This is a genomic window from Paenibacillus sp. S29 (assembly GCF_049319765.1).
In the GTDB taxonomy this organism is placed as follows: Bacteria; Bacillota; Bacilli; order Paenibacillales; family Paenibacillaceae; genus Paenibacillus; species Paenibacillus polymyxa_B.
In genome coordinates this window covers 84,235-107,503 of the sequence record NZ_JBMOUI010000004.1, presented here as the reverse complement: position 1 = coordinate 107,503, position 23,269 = coordinate 84,235, and the positions used below count along the sequence as shown (strand labels likewise).

23 protein-coding genes are annotated in these 23,269 nt (G+C 48.0%); 10 read left to right on the top strand and 13 right to left on the bottom strand.

The window, feature by feature from the left end; genetic code table 11:
• Nucleotides 1-15 precede the first annotated feature (15 nt).
• Nucleotides 16-648, bottom strand: coding sequence for an NAD(P)-dependent oxidoreductase (locus tag ACL9RM_RS08225; protein ID WP_061831169.1), 633 nt, complete (start codon nt 646-648; stop codon nt 16-18).
• Between the two features lie 404 nt (nt 649-1,052).
• Here ACL9RM_RS08225 and ACL9RM_RS08220 point away from each other — a divergent pair, with 404 nt between their 5' ends.
• Nucleotides 1,053-2,018, top strand: a complete 966-nt coding sequence (locus ACL9RM_RS08220) for a hypothetical protein (RefSeq protein ID WP_414126294.1) — start codon at nt 1,053-1,055, stop codon at nt 2,016-2,018.
• A gap of 273 nt (nt 2,019-2,291) precedes the next feature.
• Nucleotides 2,292-3,248 carry an ArsR/SmtB family transcription factor gene (locus ACL9RM_RS08215; protein ID WP_061831167.1) on the top strand — a complete coding sequence of 319 codons (957 nt, stop codon included), beginning with the start codon at nt 2,292-2,294 and terminating at the stop codon, nt 3,246-3,248.
• A 124-nt stretch (nt 3,249-3,372) separates the two neighbouring features.
• On the opposite strand, the gene ACL9RM_RS08210 is transcribed toward ACL9RM_RS08215, so the two are convergent.
• From ACL9RM_RS08210 to ACL9RM_RS08200, 3 genes are all read right to left on the bottom strand, one after another.
• Complete coding sequence (locus ACL9RM_RS08210; RefSeq protein WP_250267295.1) at nt 3,373-4,425, bottom strand: lactonase family protein; 1,053 nt, start codon at nt 4,423-4,425, stop codon at nt 3,373-3,375.
• 220 nt (nt 4,426-4,645) lie between these two features.
• A complete protein-coding gene (locus tag ACL9RM_RS08205; protein ID WP_103046771.1) occupies nt 4,646-5,848 on the bottom strand; it encodes an MFS transporter in 1,203 nt (400 codons plus the stop codon).
• Nucleotides 5,849-6,086: 238 nt separating this feature from the next.
• Nucleotides 6,087-6,857, bottom strand: a complete 771-nt coding sequence (locus ACL9RM_RS08200) for an AAA family ATPase (protein ID WP_250267294.1) — start codon at nt 6,855-6,857, stop codon at nt 6,087-6,089.
• Nucleotides 6,858-7,068: 211 nt separating this feature from the next.
• Here ACL9RM_RS08200 and mprF point away from each other — a divergent pair, with 211 nt between their 5' ends.
• Nucleotides 7,069-9,711, top strand: coding sequence for a bifunctional lysylphosphatidylglycerol flippase/synthetase MprF (gene mprF, locus ACL9RM_RS08195; protein WP_250267293.1), 2,643 nt, complete (start codon nt 7,069-7,071; stop codon nt 9,709-9,711).
• A gap of 105 nt (nt 9,712-9,816) precedes the next feature.
• Here mprF and ACL9RM_RS08190 read toward each other — a convergent pair whose 3' ends face one another.
• Nucleotides 9,817-10,443 (bottom strand): nitroreductase family protein, encoded by a 627-nt coding sequence (locus ACL9RM_RS08190; RefSeq protein ID WP_069290936.1) that lies wholly within the window; start codon nt 10,441-10,443, stop codon nt 9,817-9,819.
• A 234-nt stretch (nt 10,444-10,677) separates the two neighbouring features.
• Between ACL9RM_RS08190 and ACL9RM_RS08185 the strand changes: the two genes are divergently transcribed.
• The gene (locus ACL9RM_RS08185; protein WP_235307063.1) at nt 10,678-11,154 is read left to right on the top strand and encodes a disulfide oxidoreductase; all 477 of its coding nucleotides are present in this window, start codon (nt 10,678-10,680) and stop codon (nt 11,152-11,154) included.
• Nucleotides 11,155-11,319: 165 nt separating this feature from the next.
• Nucleotides 11,320-11,817, top strand: a complete 498-nt coding sequence (locus ACL9RM_RS08180; protein ID WP_250267292.1) for a CcdC family protein — start codon at nt 11,320-11,322, stop codon at nt 11,815-11,817.
• 86 nt (nt 11,818-11,903) lie between these two features.
• On the opposite strand, the gene ACL9RM_RS08175 is transcribed toward ACL9RM_RS08180, so the two are convergent.
• The gene (locus ACL9RM_RS08175) at nt 11,904-12,068 is read right to left on the bottom strand and encodes a hypothetical protein (RefSeq protein WP_250267291.1); all 165 of its coding nucleotides are present in this window, start codon (nt 12,066-12,068) and stop codon (nt 11,904-11,906) included.
• A 36-nt stretch (nt 12,069-12,104) separates the two neighbouring features.
• Nucleotides 12,105-12,851 (bottom strand): type I methionyl aminopeptidase, encoded by a 747-nt coding sequence (map, locus tag ACL9RM_RS08170; protein WP_023986734.1) that lies wholly within the window; start codon nt 12,849-12,851, stop codon nt 12,105-12,107.
• Between the two features lie 193 nt (nt 12,852-13,044).
• On the opposite strand from map, the gene ACL9RM_RS08165 reads away from it, so the two are divergent.
• The 4 genes from ACL9RM_RS08165 (at nt 13,045) to ACL9RM_RS08150 (ending at nt 17,100) form a co-directional block, all read left to right on the top strand.
• Entirely contained in the window at nt 13,045-13,740 is a 696-nt protein-coding gene (locus ACL9RM_RS08165) for a GntR family transcriptional regulator (protein WP_165178820.1), read from the top strand.
• 132 nt (nt 13,741-13,872) lie between these two features.
• Complete coding sequence (locus ACL9RM_RS08160; protein WP_250267290.1) at nt 13,873-15,234, top strand: GntP family permease; 1,362 nt, start codon at nt 13,873-13,875, stop codon at nt 15,232-15,234.
• A 41-nt stretch (nt 15,235-15,275) separates the two neighbouring features.
• Entirely contained in the window at nt 15,276-16,829 is a 1,554-nt protein-coding gene (gene gntK / locus ACL9RM_RS08155) for a gluconokinase (RefSeq protein ID WP_069290933.1), read from the top strand.
• Between the two features lie 85 nt (nt 16,830-16,914).
• On the top strand, nt 16,915-17,100 hold the full coding sequence (locus ACL9RM_RS08150) for a hypothetical protein (RefSeq protein ID WP_061831157.1): 186 nt from the start codon (nt 16,915-16,917) through the stop codon (nt 17,098-17,100).
• 179 nt (nt 17,101-17,279) lie between these two features.
• Here the strand turns inward: ACL9RM_RS08150 and ACL9RM_RS08145 are convergent, their stop codons facing one another.
• From ACL9RM_RS08145 to ACL9RM_RS08135, 3 genes are all read right to left on the bottom strand, one after another.
• The gene (locus ACL9RM_RS08145) at nt 17,280-17,399 is read right to left on the bottom strand and encodes a hypothetical protein (protein WP_013369112.1); all 120 of its coding nucleotides are present in this window, start codon (nt 17,397-17,399) and stop codon (nt 17,280-17,282) included.
• Between the two features lie 112 nt (nt 17,400-17,511).
• A complete protein-coding gene (locus ACL9RM_RS08140) occupies nt 17,512-18,333 on the bottom strand; it encodes a serine/threonine protein kinase (RefSeq protein ID WP_250267289.1) in 822 nt (273 codons plus the stop codon).
• Nucleotides 18,334-18,477: 144 nt separating this feature from the next.
• Entirely contained in the window at nt 18,478-19,299 is an 822-nt protein-coding gene (locus ACL9RM_RS08135) for a MerR family transcriptional regulator (protein WP_250267288.1), read from the bottom strand.
• Between the two features lie 538 nt (nt 19,300-19,837).
• Between ACL9RM_RS08135 and ACL9RM_RS08130 the strand changes: the two genes are divergently transcribed.
• Nucleotides 19,838-20,794: an L-lactate dehydrogenase gene (locus ACL9RM_RS08130; RefSeq protein ID WP_250267287.1), complete on the top strand. Its 957-nt coding sequence runs from the start codon at nt 19,838-19,840 to the stop codon at nt 20,792-20,794.
• A 71-nt stretch (nt 20,795-20,865) separates the two neighbouring features.
• On the opposite strand, the gene ACL9RM_RS08125 is transcribed toward ACL9RM_RS08130, so the two are convergent.
• Genes ACL9RM_RS08125 through ACL9RM_RS08115 form a run of 3 tightly spaced genes read right to left on the bottom strand, consistent with a single transcriptional unit; the run spans nt 20,866 to nt 23,224 of the window.
• Entirely contained in the window at nt 20,866-21,594 is a 729-nt protein-coding gene (locus ACL9RM_RS08125) for an ABC transporter permease (RefSeq protein ID WP_250267286.1), read from the bottom strand.
• Entirely contained in the window at nt 21,594-22,310 is a 717-nt protein-coding gene (locus tag ACL9RM_RS08120) for an ABC transporter permease (protein WP_250267285.1), read from the bottom strand. Before ACL9RM_RS08120 ends, ACL9RM_RS08125 begins: the two co-directional genes overlap by 1 nt.
• On the bottom strand, nt 22,307-23,224 hold the full coding sequence (locus ACL9RM_RS08115; RefSeq protein ID WP_250267284.1) for an ABC transporter ATP-binding protein: 918 nt from the start codon (nt 23,222-23,224) through the stop codon (nt 22,307-22,309). The genes ACL9RM_RS08120 and ACL9RM_RS08115 overlap by 4 nt, the downstream gene beginning before the upstream one ends.
• Nucleotides 23,225-23,269: the final 45 nt, after the last annotated feature.

Genomic DNA, 23,269 nt, shown 5'->3' with positions numbered 1-23,269 from the left:
GGCTATCCCTGCTTATTAATATCCAACCGTAAAACGGGAATTGACAAACTCCCCTTCTACTAACTCATCAATCAGGGCTACCGCATAATCTTCGACCGAGATACGGCTATGGCCTAATTCGTCAACCACCAAATGATCCAAACCAATACGGAACTGTCCTGTACGTTTTCCCAATTCAATTATTCCGGCAGGACTACAATAGGTCCAGTCTACATCCGCAGCGCGGTACAGCTCCAGTGCATCTGCATGGGCAGCCGCCAGTGGCTTCACTTCCTCCGGAAACTCGGCGGTATCCATAAGGCGTTCACCGTTTTCTGTTTTCAGACTTCCCGCTCCGCCAACGACAAGTATGCGCTCCGCGCCGGAACGCCGAGTTCCTTCCAGCAAAGAACGAGTCGCTTCGAGCAGTTCTTCCTCTTCTCCAAACTTGGGACCGTATGCGCTAATGATAGCATCGTGCCCTTTGGCCACATCCGTAACGGAATTCGGATTTAGAATATCCGCTTGAACCACCGTCAAATATTCACTTTGCTCCGTCACACGTTGCGGGTCGCGCACCGCCGCCGTCACTTCATACTTACGCTTGATTGCTTCCTTTACTAACGCTTGGCCAATGGTTCCTGTTGCTCCGAAAATAATAACTTTCATATAAATATGCCCTCTTCCTGTCTATAATTTACTTACTGTTATTTATCCGTTTTATGTCCAGCTTAAACCCGTAAAGCATGTCAGCTTACAGTCCCCCCGGCTGTCGCCAGTACATCCCTTCCGACCTCGGACTGACCCATTAGACGCCGAATTGCGCATACAAGTGGTCGACCGGCTTATCCGCGATCAGCGTCACAAAGCTGCCCGTACGGTTGATTCGATGTCTCATAATGTTCTGTTGCAATTTCTACATTTTTATCCATGCCGAATCTCCTCCTGCTTGTAATCTTGTCTATTTTACCAAAAAATACTTCATATATCCTGGTCAAAGGGATACAAGCCCTTGAAATGCCTGTATGGTCTGTGCAATAGTGTAGAAAGAACAATGGAAGGAGGGATTGCGGGTGTCCCCGACGGACTTCGCGGCGTTAGCCGCATATATCTCACCCGGTCTGATTGCCTTCCTGCTGGCGTTGTCTTTGCTGGTATGGCTGTATGTTCACAGTGCAGCCCAGCTTCGAAATTCACGTCAGCAGCGGCTGGAAGAATTACAGGAATCGCTGCGTATCTATGGACGATTAGCTGGTTGTCTCCAAACCGCTACCCAGAACGGGTTCAATAACAGTGAAAAGCAGTACCAGAACGGACTCATCCACGCTCTTCAGGAAGCCAAAGCTGCTCCCTATTTGACCCCTCACCTTCAAGAGCAGGTTCAAGCATCCCTTCGGGAGTGTGACACATTCCGCAGAGAATTGCTTCTCAAATCACTGGAGCGTGAAATGAACAAACTCATCGAGGAACGGCGTCTTGTTCTGCTGGAATCTCATGCTCCGGGCTGGGGAACAGCATTGTGGAAGCTATTGCGCCCAGCAGCTGGTCCGTTGGCGCTGGCAGGAATCGTCTGGTTGGTCACAAGGCTGGTTATGGAACTGATAGCCTCCAGCCATGTCGATGTTAGTCTGCCCGATACTGCACAATCTGCCTCATGGCTCATAGGGTGTGCATGGATGAGGTTCGTTTCCGGCTTGATCGCCCTATTGTATGTTTACCGGCTGATGACCCTACGTAGGCAAAATGATCTGGACGTGACGGCATCCCATTTTCCAACAAGCCTGTTGTGCTTAGTGATCGCCGCTGTCGCTCTGTTTCAATGGATCGGACCGGAAGCATCTCCCTACATACTGGCTGTTCAGCTTGTGCTGTTCTTGATTGGCTTCCGACTTACCCGAGGCCGCTCGCGCAGTGATCGTCCTTATGTTGGTCATCCCGGCTTGATCAAGGCAGATGCTTCTCAACATCAGGATTTCCACGCAGCAGATAAAGATAAAACGGCTGACTCTTCTTTGGCAGAAGAACATATCCGGTCCTAAACACCAATGGCACAGGATTCTATTCCCGTATCCATCCTGCAAATCACATACCATCACAGGACATCCCAACAACAAAGAAAGAGATTATGGGGTGTCCTGTTTTTTGAACAATTTTTGGCTTTTTGAGGGGTTAGGCTTGTGCCAGTGATCAAGGAAAGGGTATATTGTTTATATAAATGTAAATCATATCGTTTTTTATGTATGAATATTGAAAAAAATCCATATATGTTAAACTACCATCAATTTATGATGTGCGTTAGAATTGGAGGAACTATGCAACTGGACATTTCTGAAAAATCACTTCCCGTTTATGAAGCGCTGGCCAGTGAGGTTCGGCTAAACATGATTGTTCTGCTTGCGGAGAAGCCTATGAATATACGTGAGCTGGCGGAAGCGTTGGGGCTCAGCAGTGCGATTATGACGATGCATGTCAAGAAACTGGAGAGAGCGTCCATTATTTCGACCAAAATGCTGCCTGGACGAGGCGGGGTACAGAAAGTGTGCTCACTGGCTACAGACAAAATTGAAATCGCCATGCCACGCTACCAGCAGGATGTACGACAATTCCATCAGACGGAGATTTCTGTCGGACACTTTACAGATTTTGAAATACAGGCGACCTGCGGACTGGCTACCGTCGAAAAGATCATTGGTGAATTCGATGAGCCTCGTTCGTTCTTGGACCCTGAGCGCTTCAATTCCAAAATTCTGTGGTTCAGCCAAGGATATATGGATTATAAGGTGCCGAATTTCCTACTGTCCAGTCAAAAAGCTGAGGAACTGGAAATTTCGATGGAACTATCATCCGAGGCCCCTTTTACCAATGATAATTGGCCTTCAGATATCACTTTTTTCCTAAATGATGTGAATTTGGGTACATGGACCAGCCCAGGGGATTTCGGGGATAACCGGGGTAAATACACACCTGCATGGTGGCCTGATTTTATCAATCAATATGGTCTCCTTAAAAGACTTCGCGTTACCTCTGAAGGTACCTTTATGGATGGCAAGCAAATATCTGACGTGACTTTAAGCCAAGTGCTGATTGATCAGAAGCAATGGAAATTCCGTATTGCCATATTGGATGATGCCCAGCATGTTGGAGGGGTTACTCTGTTCGGTACCGGATTTGGTAACTACAATCAGGACATCCTGTTCCGTTTGTACTACAAACATGCAGAAAATCATACCAAAACAGTAACGGTAGAAGCTGGCGATACTAGCAAATAACTTTTAGTTCACTTCAAGACCTGAACACGGCGTTTTGCCCATACCTTTCATGGGAAACAAAGCGCCGTGTTTTATTTTTTCATCCACTTATATCGTACTCTTTTGCCACATGCATGCTATGCGATTAGCGTATAGGTTCAATACACACAGGTGAAGGAACCTCCAGCACATATCCCGTTCGGGTCAGCCGTCCATCCTCACTATGGATGGCAAAAGATACGATGTTGTTTCCATCCTGATTCGCTACTACCAAATAACCGGACAAGATGTTGAAGTTACGCGGTGTGCTGCCCAAGGTTTCCACCCATTCCACCGTCTTCAGCTTGCCGCTGTCCAGATCGACATGGTATAGCACGATGCTGTCATGGCCGCGGTTTGACACATACAAAAAGCGTCCACAGGGCGTAATCCGAATATCGGCTGCTGTATTTTCTACATCTATAATGCCTTCTGGCAGTGTGGACAGGCTTTGCATCAATGTAAGCTCACCATTACGTTCGTTATAACTAAATACAGCGACTGTATTGTTCAACTCATTGGCGACAAAAGCATATGGACGCGAAGGATGAAAAACCAGATGACGCGGTCCAGAACCAGGTGGCAAATCTGTCTCACGATGGGTCACCAGTTTTCCATCCTCTGTCAAACGGTATACCACAATCTGATCCAGTCCCAGATCACATACCAGGGCATACTGTCCTGAAGGATCTGGAATAATCGAATGCGGATGTGCCGCATCCTGGCGGTCCTGGCGAATACCTGAGCCAGTATGCTGAACTTGCCCCGACATGTCTCCTAATCCTCCAGCTTCCGTCGCAGGGAACACAACGGCATTGCCGCCTGAATAGTTGGAAGCCAGCACATATCGTCCATCGGTTGTTACGGAAACATAGCAAGTATGCGCTCCCTCCGTCCCTTTTCGATCCAAAGGGTGTAATTCCCCCGTCTGGGCATTCACCTGATATGCATACAGCTCGCCTTCTTCTGTTTCACTGGCAGCATACAGCTTCGTCCCATCCGGATGTAGCGCCAGAAAAGAAGGCCTTTCAATTCCTTCCACACCTCCAACCATGCGCAGATCACCATTGTTCACATGCAAAGTACATACATATATTCCTCTTTCCTGACGAGACGCATAAGTTCCTGTATAAAATAACTGCTCATTTCGCTCTTCCATCGGCTCTCATCTCCTTCTAGCTGTTTTTTACATATTATCTGACTTTTAGCTCTACTATTTGTCTTGTTGTAAACTCATCATGCATTATTACCCAAGATTCTGTTGTTTCATTAACGTTTCGCGATATATGCAAAAAAATAGCCTCCTTCGGCGCCAACTGTGGTTCACAAGAACGTCACAGTTCACTCCAAAAGAGACTAAGTTTACGAAAAATACAATATTAAACCGCTGTGGTTTGCGTATCTCTGCTATTCCATTTTACAGCCAGCCCCAAACTAAGAATGAGAATGACTGCCCCAAAAATGTATGGCAAATTGATATGCACCTCAAACAATGTACCCGCAAGCGCAGGTCCTAGAATATTACCAATACTCATATAAGCATTGTTCATGCCGGCTGCAACTCCCTGCTCATCCCCCGCCATTTTGGATAAAGCAGTATTAATAGCTGGCCGTAGCAACGACGTAGCGGTAAAGAAGATGAGCGATACCCCGAGTACATAATAAAAGTTGCCGGAGAGCAACATAAGCACAAGGGAAATCGCTGAAAACAGAAAGGAACCGATGATGACACCTTTTTCGCCAAAACGATTCAACATCGGGCTAATGACCACAGCTTGAATCACGGTTCCGACCAGTGCTCCTACCGTAATAATGATAGCAATATCACGCTCATTGTAATGAAACTTTCCTGTCACGAAGAAAGGAAACATCGTTTCAAAATGCGTCAATCCAAAGGTGAGCGTGAATATCATAATCAACAGCATAAAGTAAGGCTTGCGGAAAGAAAGGGCAAACTGTTTAATCACATTGTCCCGTTTGACCTTGACATTCCGAAACTTCAACTGTTTCTCCAGCGACAAGGTTTCGGGCAGCATAATCAAGGAAATCAGTGCAGCTACGCCCGATACGGCCGCCGAAACATATAAGGGCGTACGAATTGAGATATCTGCTAGCAAGCCGCCCACACCTGGACCGATCACAAAGCCAAGAGACATGGCGGCACCCAACAACCCCATTCCTCTACCGCGATTGTGGACCGTTGTAATGTCAGCAATATAGGCCATCATCGGAGGAATCATAAAAGCTGCCCCTGCACCTCCCAGCAAACGTGAGATATACAGCATGGTTAACGATTCCCCAATCGCAAACAATACAGAAGACGCCGTCATGATTACCAAACCGATAATAATCATTTTTTTACGTCCGTATTTATCGGACCATTCTCCCGCTAGCGGCGAAAACAGGAATTGGGTTAAGCCAAACACGGCAACCAAATAACCACCCGTTTCACCACTGCCTCCCAAGGAGCTCATAAACTTGGGAAGGATCGGAATAATGAGGCCAATTCCCAGCATGGCAATAAACATATTAATCATCAAAATGACCAGCGGTCCCATTTTCAACTGTTGTGAATCTGACATGTAGCGTTTTGTCCTCCTCAGGTTCTTTATTTCGTGTACGAAAATCTTATTTTGCAACCATTCCAGCAAAACTCTTCATTATATTAATAGAGTGTGAGACAAATAACAATCATAAAATACTTCCGATAACCCTGAATCTTTCCTTTGGCAGAACAGCAAAAAGGAACAACCTGAATAGACGATGTTGTCCCTCTCACAACGAACGACCAGGGTGAATTTCTGGAACGGTCTGGCGGTCCTACGATCCCTGTTGTGGATCTTCGAATAGCTCCTGGATCATCTTTTCCTTGTTATTCAGAAATTGTTTCGTGATGATAAAATGATCAGTTTCCTCCAGCGTCAGGGTGTCGATCCCTTCATGTGTCAGATGATACAAGATGGAATCTGGATAAGCCATCAAAATAGGGGAATGAGTAGAAATGATAAACTGTGAGCCTTGCTGCACCAGCTCGTGAATCCGTGCAAGCATGGCCATCTGGCGCAAAGGCGATAATGCAGCTTCCGGTTCATCCAAAATATATAATCCTTGTCCTCTAAACCGATGCACAAAGGCAGCAAAAAAAGACTCGCCATGCGACTGCTCATGCAGCGATTTACCCCCATAGGAATCTCGAATCGGTCGCCCTCCTCCTTCTCGATCCAGCTCGTCGATGTGAGTCGCCACATTATAGTAGCTCTCCGCCCGGAAAAAGAAGCCATCCCTTGGCTTTTCCACCCCTCTCACCAGCCGGATATGCTCATACAGTGAGGAATGCGTGGCTTGTGTAGAAAAATTGAAATTTTTAGTACCGCCCTCTGGATTAAATCCCCACGCGACCGCGATGGCCTCCATAAGCGTCGATTTACCTACGCCATTTTCTCCAATAATATAGGTGACGGAAGGATGGAATTTCAGTTCGTTCCACTGGTGCAGGGCTTTTAAGTTAAACGGATATTGGCTCTCGTCAGCATCTGGAGGCCAAATCAGCTCCAGGCGACGTATGAAAAGATTGCGGTCCCATATACTCATGTCCAGTTCAGCTCCATTGCCAAGCAATTCACTAGGTTTTCCATCATTATATTGGAATTATTTACAGCAATCAATTGGAAATCCCATTTCGTAACCCTTCTGTTGTTATTCAAGCGATTATTGTAGGTATAATGTATAGTAATGTTCATTGGGCATGAATTCTAAGTACTTTATTTCGTGTATATCTCATTCTTTTCAAGCAGGTGAATCTATGAAGTCAAATCACAAACCTATCCAATCCTTTAAAGTCGTACAGTTCGTGATGACCATCTACAGGCAGCGATTGACACGTATTCTGCTACCGTTGGCTGTACTGGCTTTTATTATATGGGAGGCTGGACGAGAACTAAAGGACTTTAATCTGGCGCGTATGTTTCATGAACTGCGGCGAATGGATGCCACGTTTCTCATCGAAATTGGCTTGTTCTCACTGGCTGCCGTGGCGGCTATGAGCGCCTACGATTACGTAATCAGGCATCATTTCAAGCTTCAGGTCAAGCCTGGGACGACATTTCGCTACGCGTGGATCTCCAATACCTTCAATAATGTCTTTGGTTTTGCAGGCTTTACAGGAGCGGGACTTCGCACCGTACTGTATAAAAAAAGCGGTGTTCCGTTAGGTGTCATCACCTCTGCCGTCGTGTTTCTTTCGCCGGTCGTCATTACCGGACTATCTTTGCTGGCTTGGGGGGCCATTGTCCATTTGTATCCGGTACAGCCTGTGCTGGATGCTCATCCTTGGCTTCATTGGGCGCTGTGGGGAATGGCATTGTACCTGCCGCTATTTCTGATCATGCAGCGCTCCAAACGGTACTCCACATGGTTCAACAAGGGAGAAGGACAGCTTTCCTGGTCCACTATCTCCGCTTCCATTAGTGCTTCTCTGCTGGAATGGCTGCTGGCTGGCCTTACCTTTGCATGGATCGGCTCGCACTTGCTCCATGAACTTCCGATCCATGCTGTGTTCGGCATTTATGTGATAGCCGCGATTGCCGGGTTGATCAGTCTTGCACCCGGAGGGGTCGGGGCATTCGACATCATTGCCCTGCTCGGGCTGCAAATGGCGGGAGCCAACTCAGATCGGGCACTGGCTGTGCTGCTGGTCTTTCGCGTCTTTTATTACATCATCCCGTGGCTCATCGGCTTGGTATTAGCCGCGCTGGAAATGATTCCGCGTAACGAGCGCCTGAATCAGCTTGCTGAGACGGGTTGGGATTACTCCCTTAATGCCTGGCAGAAGGTATGGGGCTGGCCTGGTCAATTCCGGTTTTTGGCCGATCTAGGGGTATGGGCGCTTGGTAAGCTGGTACTCATCTCCGGCGTGGTGCTTCTTTTGTCGGCAGCTACGCCCGGTCTGTTATATCGACTTCGTTTTGCTGAGCATTTGCTCAGCCTGCCCGTCATGCGCTTGTCGCATGAAATCTCGGTCATCATCGGGATTATGCTTGTTGTCCTGTCCCACGGAATCTCTCTGCGTATTCGCAGAGCATTGCGGCTGACATTGATACTGCTGCTGACAGGAGCTATTTTCACCTTCACTAAAGGGCTAGATTTTGAAGAAGCCTTATTCCTGCTGTTTGTGGCGTTAATGCTATGGATCTCACGTTCACGGTTTTATCGGGTCAGTGCTCCGCTGAATCGGCACAACATTTTAATATGGGGTGGATTATCTCTACTCGTAACCGGGGCTTATTTTATCATTGGGGCAGGCTCCAACACTCCTTTTATGCGCCATTTGCATGCCAAGGTCCATCTAGACTTTTTTATGAACCGCAGCGATTACGGAGTTACCGCCGTGTTTAGTCTGATTTTGGCATGGGTATTCCTAACGGTGTATTTCTTTCTTCGACCTCAGCGTAGCATCGCCAATCTACCCGACGAGCAAGAGCTAGATAAGCTAAAAGAATTTTTGGAACGGCAGGATGGCAATCTCGTATCTCATATGCTTTTTTTGGGCGATAAATATCTGTATTGGACTAAAAATGAACAGGTCGTCATTCCCTATGCTCGCAGTCGGGACAAACTGATTGTATTAGGTGACCCACTCGGTCCAAAAGAACGTGTAAGTGAAGCCATTCAGGAATTCCAGCGGTTCGCAGATCGGTATGCGTTAACGGCAGTATTTTATCAGGCCTCGCCGGAGTATTTGTCCATCTATCACGAGAACGGCTATCGCTTTTTCAAACTGGGCGAGGAAGCACTGGTGCCGCTGGAATCATTTACACTGACGGGCAAAAGCAATCAGGCGCTACGCAGCGCCAAAAACCGCTTTGACCGCGAGGGCTACTCGTTCGAAATCATCCAACCGCCTCTAGAGGCGTCACTAATTGAGGAGATGCGGCATGTTTCGAATATTTGGCTGGACGGGCGCAAGGAGAAGGGATATTCACTCGGCTGGTTCAAAGAATCTTATCTTCAGTTGGCTCCGATTGCATTGCTAAAGGACTCTGAAGGGAAGGTCATCGCTTTCGCTACGATGGCCCCTGCCTATGATCATGGACGGACGGTCTCCATTGACCTGATGCGCCACTTGCCTGACACGCCAAATGGCACGATGGATTATTTATTCACACGGGTCATTGAGTGGGCCAAGGAGAGTGGATATACGACATTTAATCTGGGAATGGCACCGCTGTCCCAGGTAGGACAAAGCGAAAAGGCATTACGCGAGGAAAAGCTGGCTCGACTTGTTTTCCAATACGGGGGACATTTTTACGGTTTTCAGGGGCTTCGGCGCTTTAAGGATAAGTTCAAGCCCCAATGGGAGCCGCGCTATCTGGCCTATCCGGCTTCTGTCTTTCTACCGATCCTGACGCTGGAGCTAGTTTATCTCGTGTCCAAACGATCGGATTAAGCAAAGGGCTGACAACAGGAACTTTAATAGCCTAACACAACGTAAAAAAGGGTGTTCCCAACCACGAACGGTTGTAGGAACACCCTTTTATATTCACAGATCTTCTTAGAAGCTGCCTTTTACAACAACTTCAGACAATGGAAAACGTCCTGATGGACGCGCTGGCACTTGTGCCTTACCTACGCTAATAAGCATAGTTGGCAGGTAACGTGCTGGAATATTGAATTGCTCGATCAATTGTGCTGGAATGAAACCGCCCATTGCGCAAGTGTCGTAGCCCAAAGATTTAGCAGCCAGCATAATATTTTGTGCTGCAAGAGCCGAGTTCAGGATGGCTGCATCGCGAGCTACTTGTGGGTTTTGATACGCGCCGTTGATTTGACCTACCAATGCATCACGGATTTCCGCTGGCAGTGCGCCTGCTTCTACCGCTTGATCATAAATGACGGTGTTGCGGTTCGCTTCCAAATCACCCAATACGGCAATCGTAACGGAACTTTCCGCTACTTGACCCTGATTGTAGGCGATAGGTAGCAATTTTTGTTTGTCCGCTTCGCTTTCGATGACAAGGAATTTCCAATGTTGGAGGTTCCAAGCGGAAGGAGCTTCTACCGCCGCAGTCAAAATGGCCTCCAGATCTTCCTCTGGCAATTTAAAATCCTTAACATAGCTCTTTACCGCGTGTCTTTCACTAATAGTAGATAGAGTTTCATTTTTTGGACTGCTCGACATTCTAGGCACACTCCTAATTTCTTAATATATATCTAATTTGAATCCTCATTAACTTCCCAAACTACTGCAATTATAAAAATGATAGTGAATGATGTCAATATGTTTAAGTATGACCCTGCACTCAAAATACAGTACAATACGGATTAAGACATACATATCGGCAGATGCCTGCCGATGGGACAAGACACGGGTGAGTTCATTTTGTTCTCATTTGAATTAAAAAGGAGCGTTACTATGATTGGATCTTTTAAAAAAACGGATATTGCTTTGTTTGCCGCCTGGGTTGTAGCTTGTGTGGCAACTTTGGGCAGTCTGTATCTCAGCGAGATTTTGGGGTATGAGCCTTGTAAGCTGTGCTGGTTTCAGCGCATTCTGATGTATCCCCTGACCCTTCTGCTCGGGATCGCCTATTTTCGAGGGGATTCGGGGATACGCCGTTATGTCATGCCGTTGGCTATCATTGGAGGCGCGATTTCAGCCTATCATTTTATCATTCAGCGCATCCATGCAGCCGCCAAAGCAGCTGTGCAAACTTCAACTTCCTGCGGCAGAGTATCCTGTGAACAGGATTACCTGAACTGGTTCGATTTTATTACCATTCCTTTTCTCGCACTGATTGCCTTTATCCTTATTATTGCAGCCATGGGTTATATCATGCGTCAGGAGAAAAAATCAGCTCAAGGAGAGGTACAAGCAAAGGAACTCGCATAAGTATGAAAGAGACCTAATTATAGGACCCGTTACCACCAAGAGGCGTATAATCCGCTTGCCAGAGGAAAGACTGTAACTAAATATATCCATTGCATATGTGGTATAATGTAAAAGGTTTGCAGTCTGTCCAATAACGCTTATATTCCTTATAGAGGGGGCCAGTCCATGTTTCATATTAGCACCCCATTGCTGCAATATGGCGCAACCTTCGGTATGATCGTAATCGCTATTTCGGCTATTTTCATCCGTATGAAGACAGGTCATCGCCCGGTTAATGCCAAAAAAATCATCATCCCTCCGCTCGGCATGAGCACTGGTTTTATGATGTTTGTGGTGCCGGAAGTACGGGTTCCCTGGCTTTGGGCGCTGGGCGCTTTTCTGGTCGGCTGGTTTATTTTTTCTTACCCGTTGATCCGCAGCACCAAATTTGAATTGCAAGAAGGGCTGGTTTTCGTCCAACGCTCACGTACCTTCTTTTTTATCCTGATCAGCCTACTGATCGTCCGATTGCTGCTGCATGAATTTATTCAGCATTACATTACCATTCCGCAGACAGCAGGGCTATTTTTCATTCTAGCCTTCGGAACCTTGTTACACTGGCGGCTTCGTATGTATTTCCAATATCGTCAGTTCGTTCCGAACGAGACGGAAGTTCGCATCTGACAAACGGGTTTACATGCATGCTCGCATGTTGCTGTATAGACCAAAAAGACACGTTCTCCCAACAGGAGCCGTGTCTTTTTGGTCTTTTAGTCTATCAGGTCTACATTATGCATCCGGGAAAAAGGAGCTACTCGATTGCGTCCCTCTGTCTTCGCAGTGTACAGCATCCGATCTGCTTGCTCGATCAGCTCTTCACGCTCACTCTGGCGTTCGGGGGCCAGATGAATATGCCCAGACTGACTGTCATTCAACCCGTTAGTCTGTATGCTCCCGAGGGGTGCCTGCTTTTATTGCTGTGTCAAAATGATCGGACCATCTGCTGTAATGGCCAGCGTGTGCTCGTATTGCGCAGACAAGCCGCCGTCCAACGTGCGTGCGGTCCAGCCGTCCGCATCAATTTTACTGCGGTATGTGCCTGTGTTGAGCATTGGCTCAATTGTAATGACCATACCCTCTTTTAAGCGTGGTCCACGGTGCGGAGGTCCATAATGAGGAACTTGCGGTTGCTCATGCATTTCTTCCCCGATGCCATGCCCAATGAATTCGCGTACGACCGAGAAGCCTTCCGCTTCCGCGTAGGTTTGTATCGCATGGGAAATATCTCCGATCCGGTTACCGATGACGGCTTGCTCAATCCCTTTATACAGCGATTCCTTGGTAACATCCAGCAGCTTTTGCGCCTGCTCAGACACATTACCCACCGCATACGACCAAGCGGAATCTGCCAGCCAGCCATTCAGGTTCACAACCATGTCGATCGTCACGATGTCCCCGTCCTTCAACGGTGTCTTATTCGGAAAGCCGTGGCAAATCACATCGTTAGGTGAGCCACAAGTTGCAAACTGATAGCCGTTATAGCCTTTTTGCTCCGGTGTTGCGCCATGCTTCTTCATAAAGGATTCCGCAAAGGCGTCAATTTCCAGTGTCGTAATGCCTGGCTTGATCATTTTGGCAATTTCCCGGTGGCAAGCAGCCAAAATGTCTCCAGCTTTTTTCATATTTTCAATTTGTTCTTTGGTTTTAATGATAATCATTAAACGGTCTCCTTCTTTTCCGTGTTCGTTCCACTTTTCACTGCTTCTTTTTTCTGCTTCTATTGTAACGCTAAAAGCAGCGAAATGGAACCGATGTCAACTGACACCGTTTACAAGGATCTTAAACGGGGTATATAATATTCCATAACTTGTATACCAGTATGCAAAATTATTTCCAAGATAGGAGTATCCTATGAAATATCCAACAACCTGGTTACAGGGCGCATCGCTTGGGGAAAGGATTGCTTGTGAACTTCGGCTTCAGATTATACGGGGTATTCAGACGCCAGGCACTGTTCTATCTGAGAATCAGATTGCTGCCGATTTTGGTACCAGTCGTTCTCCGGTGCGTGAAGCCTTGAAGGCACTCTCGAGCGAAGGACTGATCCGTTTAGAGCGCATGGGTGCGATTGTCGTTGGCATGACACCCAGTGATATGGAGGAGCTATTCGATGTGCGAATGCTGATTGAGCATTTTGTTGTACAAAGGTATGTACATAGTGATAATGCCACATTGGTGACTGTTTTGAATCAGATGATTGACAAAATGGAAGTCGCTCTCAAGTACAGGGATGTCGTTGAATTTTCTCTTCAGGATTTTAATTTTCATGAGGCTCTGGTTCTGGAAGCAGGCCATACCCGTATTCTTCATACTTGGAACGGTATGAGACAGCTAATCCTGACGGTCATGTTAGCTGCGACAGAACAACGATTTGCGTCTAACATCGAAGAATCACAAGTCACGATTCACAAACATCGAACCTTTGCAAACGCTTTAAGTCAAGGGAATGCTCAGGAGTTATCGGGATTTATTGAGGATCATTACCGAGATACCCGCAACGCGGTTAACGACAGCGTCCTGTCTCCCTACAGAAAGACGTCGTCCTAGCCGCAACATGCGTGACAAAGAACCGATGTACCGCGCTTCATGCGTTTCTTGCTGGCGCGGTTCTCTTTTACATTAAAGTTGTCGACAAGTATACATTTAGCTACACATAAATGAATAAGGAGGCATTACTTCATGAACACATTACTCGGCTTGAGTCATAACGCGTCCCTGCTCATATGGGCGCTAGTTACCGTCATTCTTTTGATTTTGCTGATTGCCAAATTCAAATGGAATCCCTTCGTTTCACTGCTGCTTTCGTCGGTATTTCTCGGACTGGTTAACGGGATGCCGGGACATGAAGTCACTGCCTCCATCACCAAGGGGCTCGGCAGTACGCTCGGCTCCATCGCCATCGTGATCGGTTTAGGCACCATGCTCGGTAAAATGATGGCAGAATCCGGCGGTGCCGAACGCATCGCGACCACACTGATGGATCGTTTTGGTGAAAAACGCGTTCATTGGGCGATGATGATTGTAGGCTTTATCGTGGGTATTCCCGTATTTTTTGAGGTTGGTATTATTTTATTAATTCCCATTCTGTTCACGGTTGCCCGTAAAATGAATATGTCTCTGCTGAAAATCGGTATTCCGATGCTGGCAGGACTATCCACGGTACACGGCCTTTTGCCACCCCACCCGGCTCCGATGATCGCGATTGAAGCCTTTAACGCCAATATTGGACGCACGATAGGATATGCACTCATCGTGGGCATACCATCCGCCATTATTGCAGGCCCGGTCTTCGGCGCTTGGATTGGCAAAAGAATCATGGTCAGACCTTCCGAGAGGCTGGACGAGCAGTTCAGAAATACGACGGGACGGTCGCTGCCTCCTTTTTGGATTACTCTGTTCACCATTTTATTACCTGTTATTCTAATGCTTAGCGGATCAGTCGCTGAAATCGTAGACCCGGCCAATACACATCCGCTCACTGTATTTTTCAAATTCATTGGTGATGAGGTTATGGCATTGCTGATTGCGGCCGTGTTTTCTTTTTTCTCGCTAGGCTATGCACGTGGTCTAAAGAAAGAGGATTTGTCCCGTTTTACCAGTGAATGTCTGGCACCAACAGCCTCTATTATCTTAATTATCGGGAGCGGCGGTGCATTTAAAACGGTATTGATCGACAGCGGTGTAGGTCAGGCCATTGCAGCGGTCGCTACAGGAGCCCATATGAATGTGATTGTATTTGCTTTTCTGGCCGCTGCGCTCATTCGTGTAGCCACTGGATCAGCGACAGTCGCGATGACGACAGGCTCCGGTATTATCGCACCTGTACTGGCACTTACACCCGGCGCGAATGTCGAACTGGTCGTCCTTGCTACAGGAGCAGGGTCGCTGATCTTGTCTCATGTGAATGACGCCGGTTTTTGGATGATTAAAGAGTTTTTCAATATGACGGTTCCGCAGACTCTAAAATCATGGACTGTTATGGAAACCATCCTCTCCCTGGTCGCTTTCGGTTTGATTATGCTGCTGAGTGTGTTAATTTAACGATAATGAGCTAATAACGGTAAGTGAAGGGGAGATTGAATATGACAGACACCCGATATATGATCGGCGTCGATATCGGTACGACCAGTACCAAAGCGGTGCTTTTCGAAGAAAACGGCAATATTGCCGCCCAGCACCATGTGGGCTATCCGCTCCATACACCTGAGCCGGATGCGGCAGAACAGGACCCGGAAGATATTTTCAAAGCTGTCGTGACGACGGTGCAAGAGGTCATGAAACAAAGCGGAGTGTCAGCCGAGCATGTGCTGTTCGTCTCCTTCAGTTCGGCCATGCACAGTGTACTGGCGGTGGATAAGAACGGCAAACCGCTGACCGCCTCCATCACTTGGGCAGATAACCGTAGCGCCAAATGGGCCGAAGCGCTCAAACATGAATACAACGGACACGATATTTATTTACGCACCGGAACGCCTATTCATCCCATGTCACCGCTAACGAAACTAATGTGGATTACGCGGGATTTACCGGATGTTGCGACCCAGACGTATAAATTCATTTCCATTAAGGAGTACATCTTTGCCCGGTTATTCCACCAATATGTCGTGGATCACTCGATCGCCTCCGCAACCGGACTTATGAATTTGCAGCAGCTGGACTGGGACGAGGAAGCGCTGCACCTTGCAGGTGTGACGAAGGAGCAGCTATCCGAGCTGGTGCCGACAACGCATGTGCTCAAAGGGCTGGATGAGACCTATGCGCATGACATGGGCCTACTGAAGACGACTCCTTTTGTGATCGGGGCCAGCGACGGTGTCTTGTCCAACCTCGGTGTGAATGCGATCAAACCTGGAGTTGTCGCTGTTACCATCGGCACCAGCGGAGCCATCCGTACCGTAGTTGATAAGCCGCTCACGGATGCCAAAGGGCGCTTTTTCTGTTACGCCTTGACCGAAAAGCTGTGGGTCATCGGCGGCCCGGTAAACAACGGAGGTATAGTCTTCCGCTGGATCCGGGATGAATTTGCAGCCTCCGAGGTGGAAACGGCCAAGCGACTGGGACTTGATCCATATCATGTGCTGACCCAAATTGCGGAACAGGTACGTCCTGGCTCCGACGGTCTGCTCTTTCTTCCGTACTTATCCGGTGAACGTGCGCCCCTGTGGGATCCGAATGCTCGTGGCTCCTTCTTCGGTCTGTCCCTGCGTCACAAAAAAGAGCATATGATTCGCGCCGCTCTGGAGGGTGTGCTGTTCAATTTGTATACCGTCATGCTCGCCATGGAAGAAGTCATCGACAGACCGTCAGTCATTCACGCCACTGGTGGATTTGCACGCTCGGAGCTATGGAGACAGCTCATGGCGGATATTTTCGATCAGGAAGTCATTATCCCCGAAAGTCTGGAAAGCTCATGTCTGGGCGCAGCTATTCTGGGCTTGTACGCACTGGGACGGATTGATTCGCTGGATGCTGTGTCCGGTATGATCGGTACCACTCACCAGCACAAACCTGTAGCAGAACACGTGGATATTTATCGCGATTTACTGCCGATTTATATCCGCATTTCACGTAAATTCGAAGAAGAGTTCAAGGATATTGCGGAATTTCAGGCCAAGTCCCTACAATCTTTAAATTAGTGGAACCTGTTCTAACGCTGCTGCGTATTACCGTTTTATAAAAACCTGTTATGTCAGTTGGCAGGGTAAGAAGGAGGATTAGACGATGCTCAAACAATTACTGCACCGCCTGCTACATTCCACCTCTCATTCTCATAAGCGGCGATACAGCAGCTCAGACCGTTATTATGAACGTGAACGTAAACGCCATTCTTCTTCAGATGGTTACAAGAATAGTCACAATGGACACCGCTATTACAAGGATAAACGCCGTCATTACTCCAGTTCCTAGCCAAACAGCAAGAAGTAGCGACGGAATAGAGCGTAACACAAGAAGCATGCCACAGGCTCCTTCAAACCCTATAAAGCGAAGACCCTTCTTATCTCAAGGGCCTTCGCTTTATTGTTGTGCGCCCTTCGTTATGCAGGGCAACATCTGTGCATTTTACAGGAAATCGGCCAAGACCGAAATTACAGAAACAGGGTTTTAGAGATGATCACCAGCAAAATAAACAGAACCAGAATCGCTCCTACAGAGGTCCATGCTCCTACGCCGCAACCCATACCGCCTACTCCACACATATGACTCATTTACAACACTCCCTTCGCTCATTTACAGGATCATTGTATGTAGACCTGGTCAAATGCGTAAGGGGGGCATTCCCCCATTTTTGCGGCGAATGCCTGTTTATTTTTAGGGACGTTATGGGTTAACCTCAAGCAGCAACAATGCTTCCTCCAGCTCTTGCATAAACTGTCGGCTATTCTCATAACGTGGCCGAATCTGAAAAAGACGCTCCAGCATATGACGCACAGGTGAACTCAGCTTCAATTCTTCCTGCCAGCTTGCCGGCGGTTGATCCGGCTGAGGCTCGTAACTGCTATACAGCATAAAAAGCATTAAATGTCCGACATCGTACAAATCGCTGTAGACGGCGACATCATGTCGCTCGGGTGCGCGCTTTTCCAGCATGGATTCGGTAAATATATCCTCCTGTCGCTCTCCTACCGCCAGAGCAAGACCAAAGTCGATCAGGTAAGGCTTCCCCTCACGGTGAATCACATTGGGAATGCGGATATCCCGATGGATATAGCCCCGTTCATGCACATGCAGAACTCGCTCCATTAACTCCAAAATGTAGACAATGCATTCCTGTTCCGTAAAGGAACGCTCCTGTTCAAATATAAGCTCCTCCAACGTCGTGCCGGAGATGTATTCCATAACCACAACTATTCCGTTCGAATGTTCGACAATTTCGAGCAGCTTCGGAATATAGGGGTGTTCCATCTGCCGCATAATATGAGCCTCGCGCTGCAATAGCTGAACTGCCTCCGCCCGTTTGCTCGGTCTGGGCATTTTCACTGCCACCTCTTGTCCGCTGTGCCGATCCAGACAGAGGTAGGTTAGACCATAGCTCCCCATGCCTAAAAGCGAACGAACATCATAACGTCCGCTCAGTAAATCGCCAGGCTGTTTCGGATAATCCATCCATGATTCATATGCGTTTCGCAACCAAGCAAACATATTTATATCCTTTCCTCTACATGCCGCAGCAACGTTTCTTATACGGCTTGTTCTCGTATTCTTGTATTCCGTTATTATACCATCCACGATAAAAGACCATCAGAACCGGGAAGGTCTGATGGTCTTTATCAGAAAAGATGCTGGTTATGCCTCTCTGCGTCTGCGCGGTGTCAGACCAAGCCAGGACAACAACGAACCGCGCGATTTGCGTTGCCTGCCCTGGTAGGTACGCAAATTAGTAATTAGCTGCCGATCTCGTTCCTCGTCAACCTTTTCTTTCATCCAGCGTTTTTGATCCTCCAGTTGGTTAGACAGGCTGATATTCTTTTCCACCAAACGGCTGTGCTCTGCTTCCAGCTCCTCCAAACGGCTCCGCATTTCCAACAAAGCGGTTTGCACCATGTCCTGCATCTGCGCCAGTTCTTGCGGCTCTACGGACTCCCGCGTTTGTACGGCTACAGGTGCTTGCTCCAATCTATACTCAATGGTTGGTTCCAAAGTCTGCAACTCTTCCTGCGCCTGTAGCTGCATGGGTTCCTCTGACAGTTCCTGAGCATTCATTTCATCCTGTAACTCTGTCAGTTCTACCGTAGCAGCTGCTTGCGCCTGCATGACCGTCTCTTCCCTACCCTCAGCCGCCGCCATTATTTCTTCCCAGGTTGCGGTTAGTGACTCAGCATCCGAGATGGGTGGCAAGCGGAACTCTTCATCCTCCATTTGAAAGGGAGCGGTCACTCTCTCAAGGACCACCTGAACCGCCTGCTCCATCGTCATATGCTGCTCACGCAACGCCCTCCGCATCACCTTCAAGCACTCAACATCCTCAGCACTGAACATCCTCGATTGATTCGCGGAACGCTGAAACACATACCCCTGCTCCTCCAGCGCCGCTGCATATTTACGAAGGGTACTCGCCCCGATTCCCAACTGTTTTGCTGCTTCCGTCGTCGATTTGCTTTCTTCCATTTAATCATTACCTCCCCGGATGGTATGGAAAGAAATAAGCTTGTATATGTAGAATTCGCGAAATCCATTGGAAACCCTTTGGCAAAAATGTTCTAATATTGCAGACTGCTAAGAACCTTTGTCATAACGGAATATTTGTAGATATACAAGAAACGACATTGCAGAGCATACTTCCGTTCAAGTATGTCCTTGAAACTCTTTAAAGTACGTCACATAAATGTCATACTTTCATTGTTTTCATGGCACTATTCCTTCCATCAAGATAGTTCAGGTTATAATTTGCACAGAATTCACCTTAAAAATATAAATTGAAACATGCTCTCCTATCTTCCAGTAAAAGTATTGATAATTCACGTTCACTCTATAATTAATCCTAAAGAACACCTCTATTCACAGTTTATTTTTAATTTCCCGGAATGGAGGCAAAAAAATGGATATTTTCAAAAGATCAGCAATATGTTATGTTATGTAACGTAAAATGTATTTCAGGCATAATTTGTAGCATATTAACGTTCGCTGGAACGAGGAGGCAACATAGATGAAGGGGAAGGCAAGGAAAGTAGCTATTGTCGGCGCGGGAATGGTCGGTTCGAGCTGTGCCTACTCAATGGTTAATCAGTCCATTTGTGATGAGATCATGATGATTGACCGCACGTATGATCGGGCTTTGGCCCATGCACTGGATCTGTCCCATTGTATGGATTTTACGTCCACACGTACCAAGGTGCGTGCCGGCACGTATGCAGACTGCACGGATATGGACGTTGTGATTATAACGGCTGGAGCCAACCCTAAACCGGGTCAAGACCGCCTATCTGTGCTGGACGACGCAGTGCTTATTACCAGAGAGATTGTAACAGCGATTATGGAGGGTGGCTTCGATGGTATATTCGTCATTGCCGCTAATCCTGTCGACATTGTAACGTATATGGTACAAAGTATATCCGGTCTGCCGCGCAACAAGGTGATCGGCACGGGCACCTCCATTGACTCATCCCGACTCAAGACGTTGCTTTCTGAAGTATTTTCCATAGATCCGCGCAGCGTACAAGGATATGCGCTTGGCGAGCATGGCGAATCCCAATTCGTTGCCTGGTCACACGTCACGATTGGCGGCAAGCCGCTCTTGCACATTTTGCGTCAGCATAAGGAACGATTCAGCCACGTCGATCTGGACGACATTGCCCGTAAAACTCGGGATGCAGGCTGGGAGATCTTCACCCGCAAAGGCGCCACTTATTTTGGTATTGCCAATGCGCTGGCGTACATTACCCGTTCCATTTTAAATGATGATGGTAAAATTATAGCGGTCTCTGCTGTATTGGACGGCGAGTACGGGCACACCGATGTCTGCACGGGCGTTCCGGCGATTATCGGCAGCAGAGGAATCCAAGAGGTCATCGAGCTAGAGCTAAGTCCGGAAGAACAAGCGAAGTTCGACGCCTCTTGTCACCTTATCAGCAATAATATCCGTGCCGTTTCAGGCTTAGTGTAAATCAATAGCACAGTAAAAAACTCCTTACCCTCATTGAGGATAAGGAGTTTTTGCAGTCCCCGTATTTCGCCCTATATCTCTTTATAACGAAATACGTTCAGTCCCGCCAACGTAAATACGACAAAGCTACCTATTATAACCGTCAACAGTGTGTCAGTTGGCACCATGAACGCCCCGAAGTTGTCTCTTCCACTCGGCATCATCGCCAATAAAGGCTGTGTCCATGGATAGTACGGACCGTAGGTTTGAGAATTGGCGACCAGAATATTCGGCACGGTGAAGACGAAATTCAACGCAAGCGGTGCGGCAAAGCTGGACCACAAGAAGGACACCATCAACTGCAACGCAGCCAGCGGCAGGCAGGCTACCCAGCCTGCGAGCAAACTTTGAGCGATCACGGCCCAAGGGATTGGTCCGTTCATGCCCTGCACAGCTCCGACACCCAGCAGCGCTCCTCCGAACAGTAGCTGAGTCAATCCGACCAAGGCCATAATGATGGTCAACTTAGCCGCATACAGACTGGTGCGGGACAATGGCAATGACATGAGTTGCTTCCAACCGCCGCCCCCATGCTCGAATCGGCAGACTAGAGATCCAAATACGGCGGTCAGCATCGGCATGAACAGCATGGCATGTAATGTAAGCATGGCAGTCAACAGCAACAGCCAGTTCCCTCCCGGATTCGCCAGCAAGCCAATCAAGACGGCAATCGCCGGGCTGACGAACGCAAGCAGCCAGACGGGCGATTTGGCCATTTTCATACGTTCAACAGAAAGCAGCCGTATATATCCTCCGAACATTACGCCACATCCTTTCGGCTAAAATGGGCCGCTGTTAGCAGACTGAGAAGTATGCCCGTTCCGCACCCGACGGACGCAAACATCCACGCTTGAGGTGCAACCCATGCGAATTGCGGCCAGGCCAACGGAAACCATTCGGACAGCTGTGAAGCAAACAAGCTGCCGATGCCTAACGTAATGCCCAGTGTTACAGGCAGCGCCTGATTATGGAACGTGACCGTTAACCACAACAATAATACGAGCATAGGCAACGTGCCGCCCAAAGGCCAAAACCCGAGTCGTAGCAGTTCCCCTACGGGTGCGGGCTCTCCCCCGAAGCCAAGAATCATTCCCAACACCCAAGTCCCTACCGTCAGGAGTAGACAGGACACGCACAGCATCCCGATCGCCAGCGCCAGCTTGGCCATATAAACACTAAATTTGGAGATAGGCAAAGCTAGCAGCTGCTTCCAAGAGTTAGACGAATGTTCCACATTCGCCAGCATGGAAGCGAACATCGTAGCTCCTAATACCAGCGCAAGGGGGACAAAAATAGCGATGTTATCCATCAAGCCTTCCCATAAGCGCCCCTTGTATCGCGGAATCAGATAATCATAGCGGAGTCCAAAGTTCAGTCCCTGCATCGCTACCAGCCCTAGGGGACCGAGGAACACCAAGAACCAGATTCCCTTTCTGCGTGCTTTGAGCAGATCCGCCGTGAACGCTCGCAGCATCATAAGGAAGCCCCTCCTTTGCCCACTACCTGCATGAACATATCTTCCAGCGATTTGCGGCGTTCCTCCACACGGTATACGGCATGCGTATTTTCGACCAATCTTCTGACCAACAGCGCAACAGCCGCATCATTCATGTTCTCGAAATCCAGCGCCGATCCGTCCTTCACTGAATGGTAGCCCTGCTCACGCGCAATCAACTGGGCTGCTTCCGGTTCCGACACTACGATCCGAATCCCGCCTGCAGATTCCTGACGGAGATTGTGAATCGTGTTTTGAAAGACCAACTCTCCTTCACGGATAATACCCACGGTATTCGCCATATGCTCTACCTCACTCAACAGATGGCTGGATACCAGTACGGTGATCCCCCGTTGCTCGGGCATCGCCTGAATCAATGTGCGCATTTCCTGAATACCCTCCGGGTCCAAACCATTCGTAGGCTCATCTAAAATGAGTACTTCGGGATTCCCAAGCAGGGCTGCTGCAATACCCAGTCTCTGCTTCATGCCCAGCGAGTAGCCTTTGACTGGACGTTTGGCATGCTTGGTCAGTCGGACGACCTCTAATACTTCCGCAATGTTTTGCTTGGGTACATTCAAAATACGGCGAATGGCCTCCAGATTTTCAATTGCGTTCAAATGACCATAATACGAAGGATACTCCACCAACGAGCCGACTTTACGCAAAATATCGAGCTTATGTCTGCGAATATCTTTGCCGAATATACGGATCGTTCCTCGAGTTGGGCGAATAAGTCCAAGCAGCATGCGGATTGTTGTCGTTTTTCCCGCTCCATTCGGACCCAGAAATCCGTAAATATCTCCTCGAGCTATTTTCAGGTCCAGCTGATTAACCGCCGCGCGGCCTTTGTATATTTTGCTGAGACTGTTCGTTTCAATAATGTATTCGTTCAAGTTCCTCACCTCGACACCTATCGTAACGTGCCAAGTTTAAAGCCA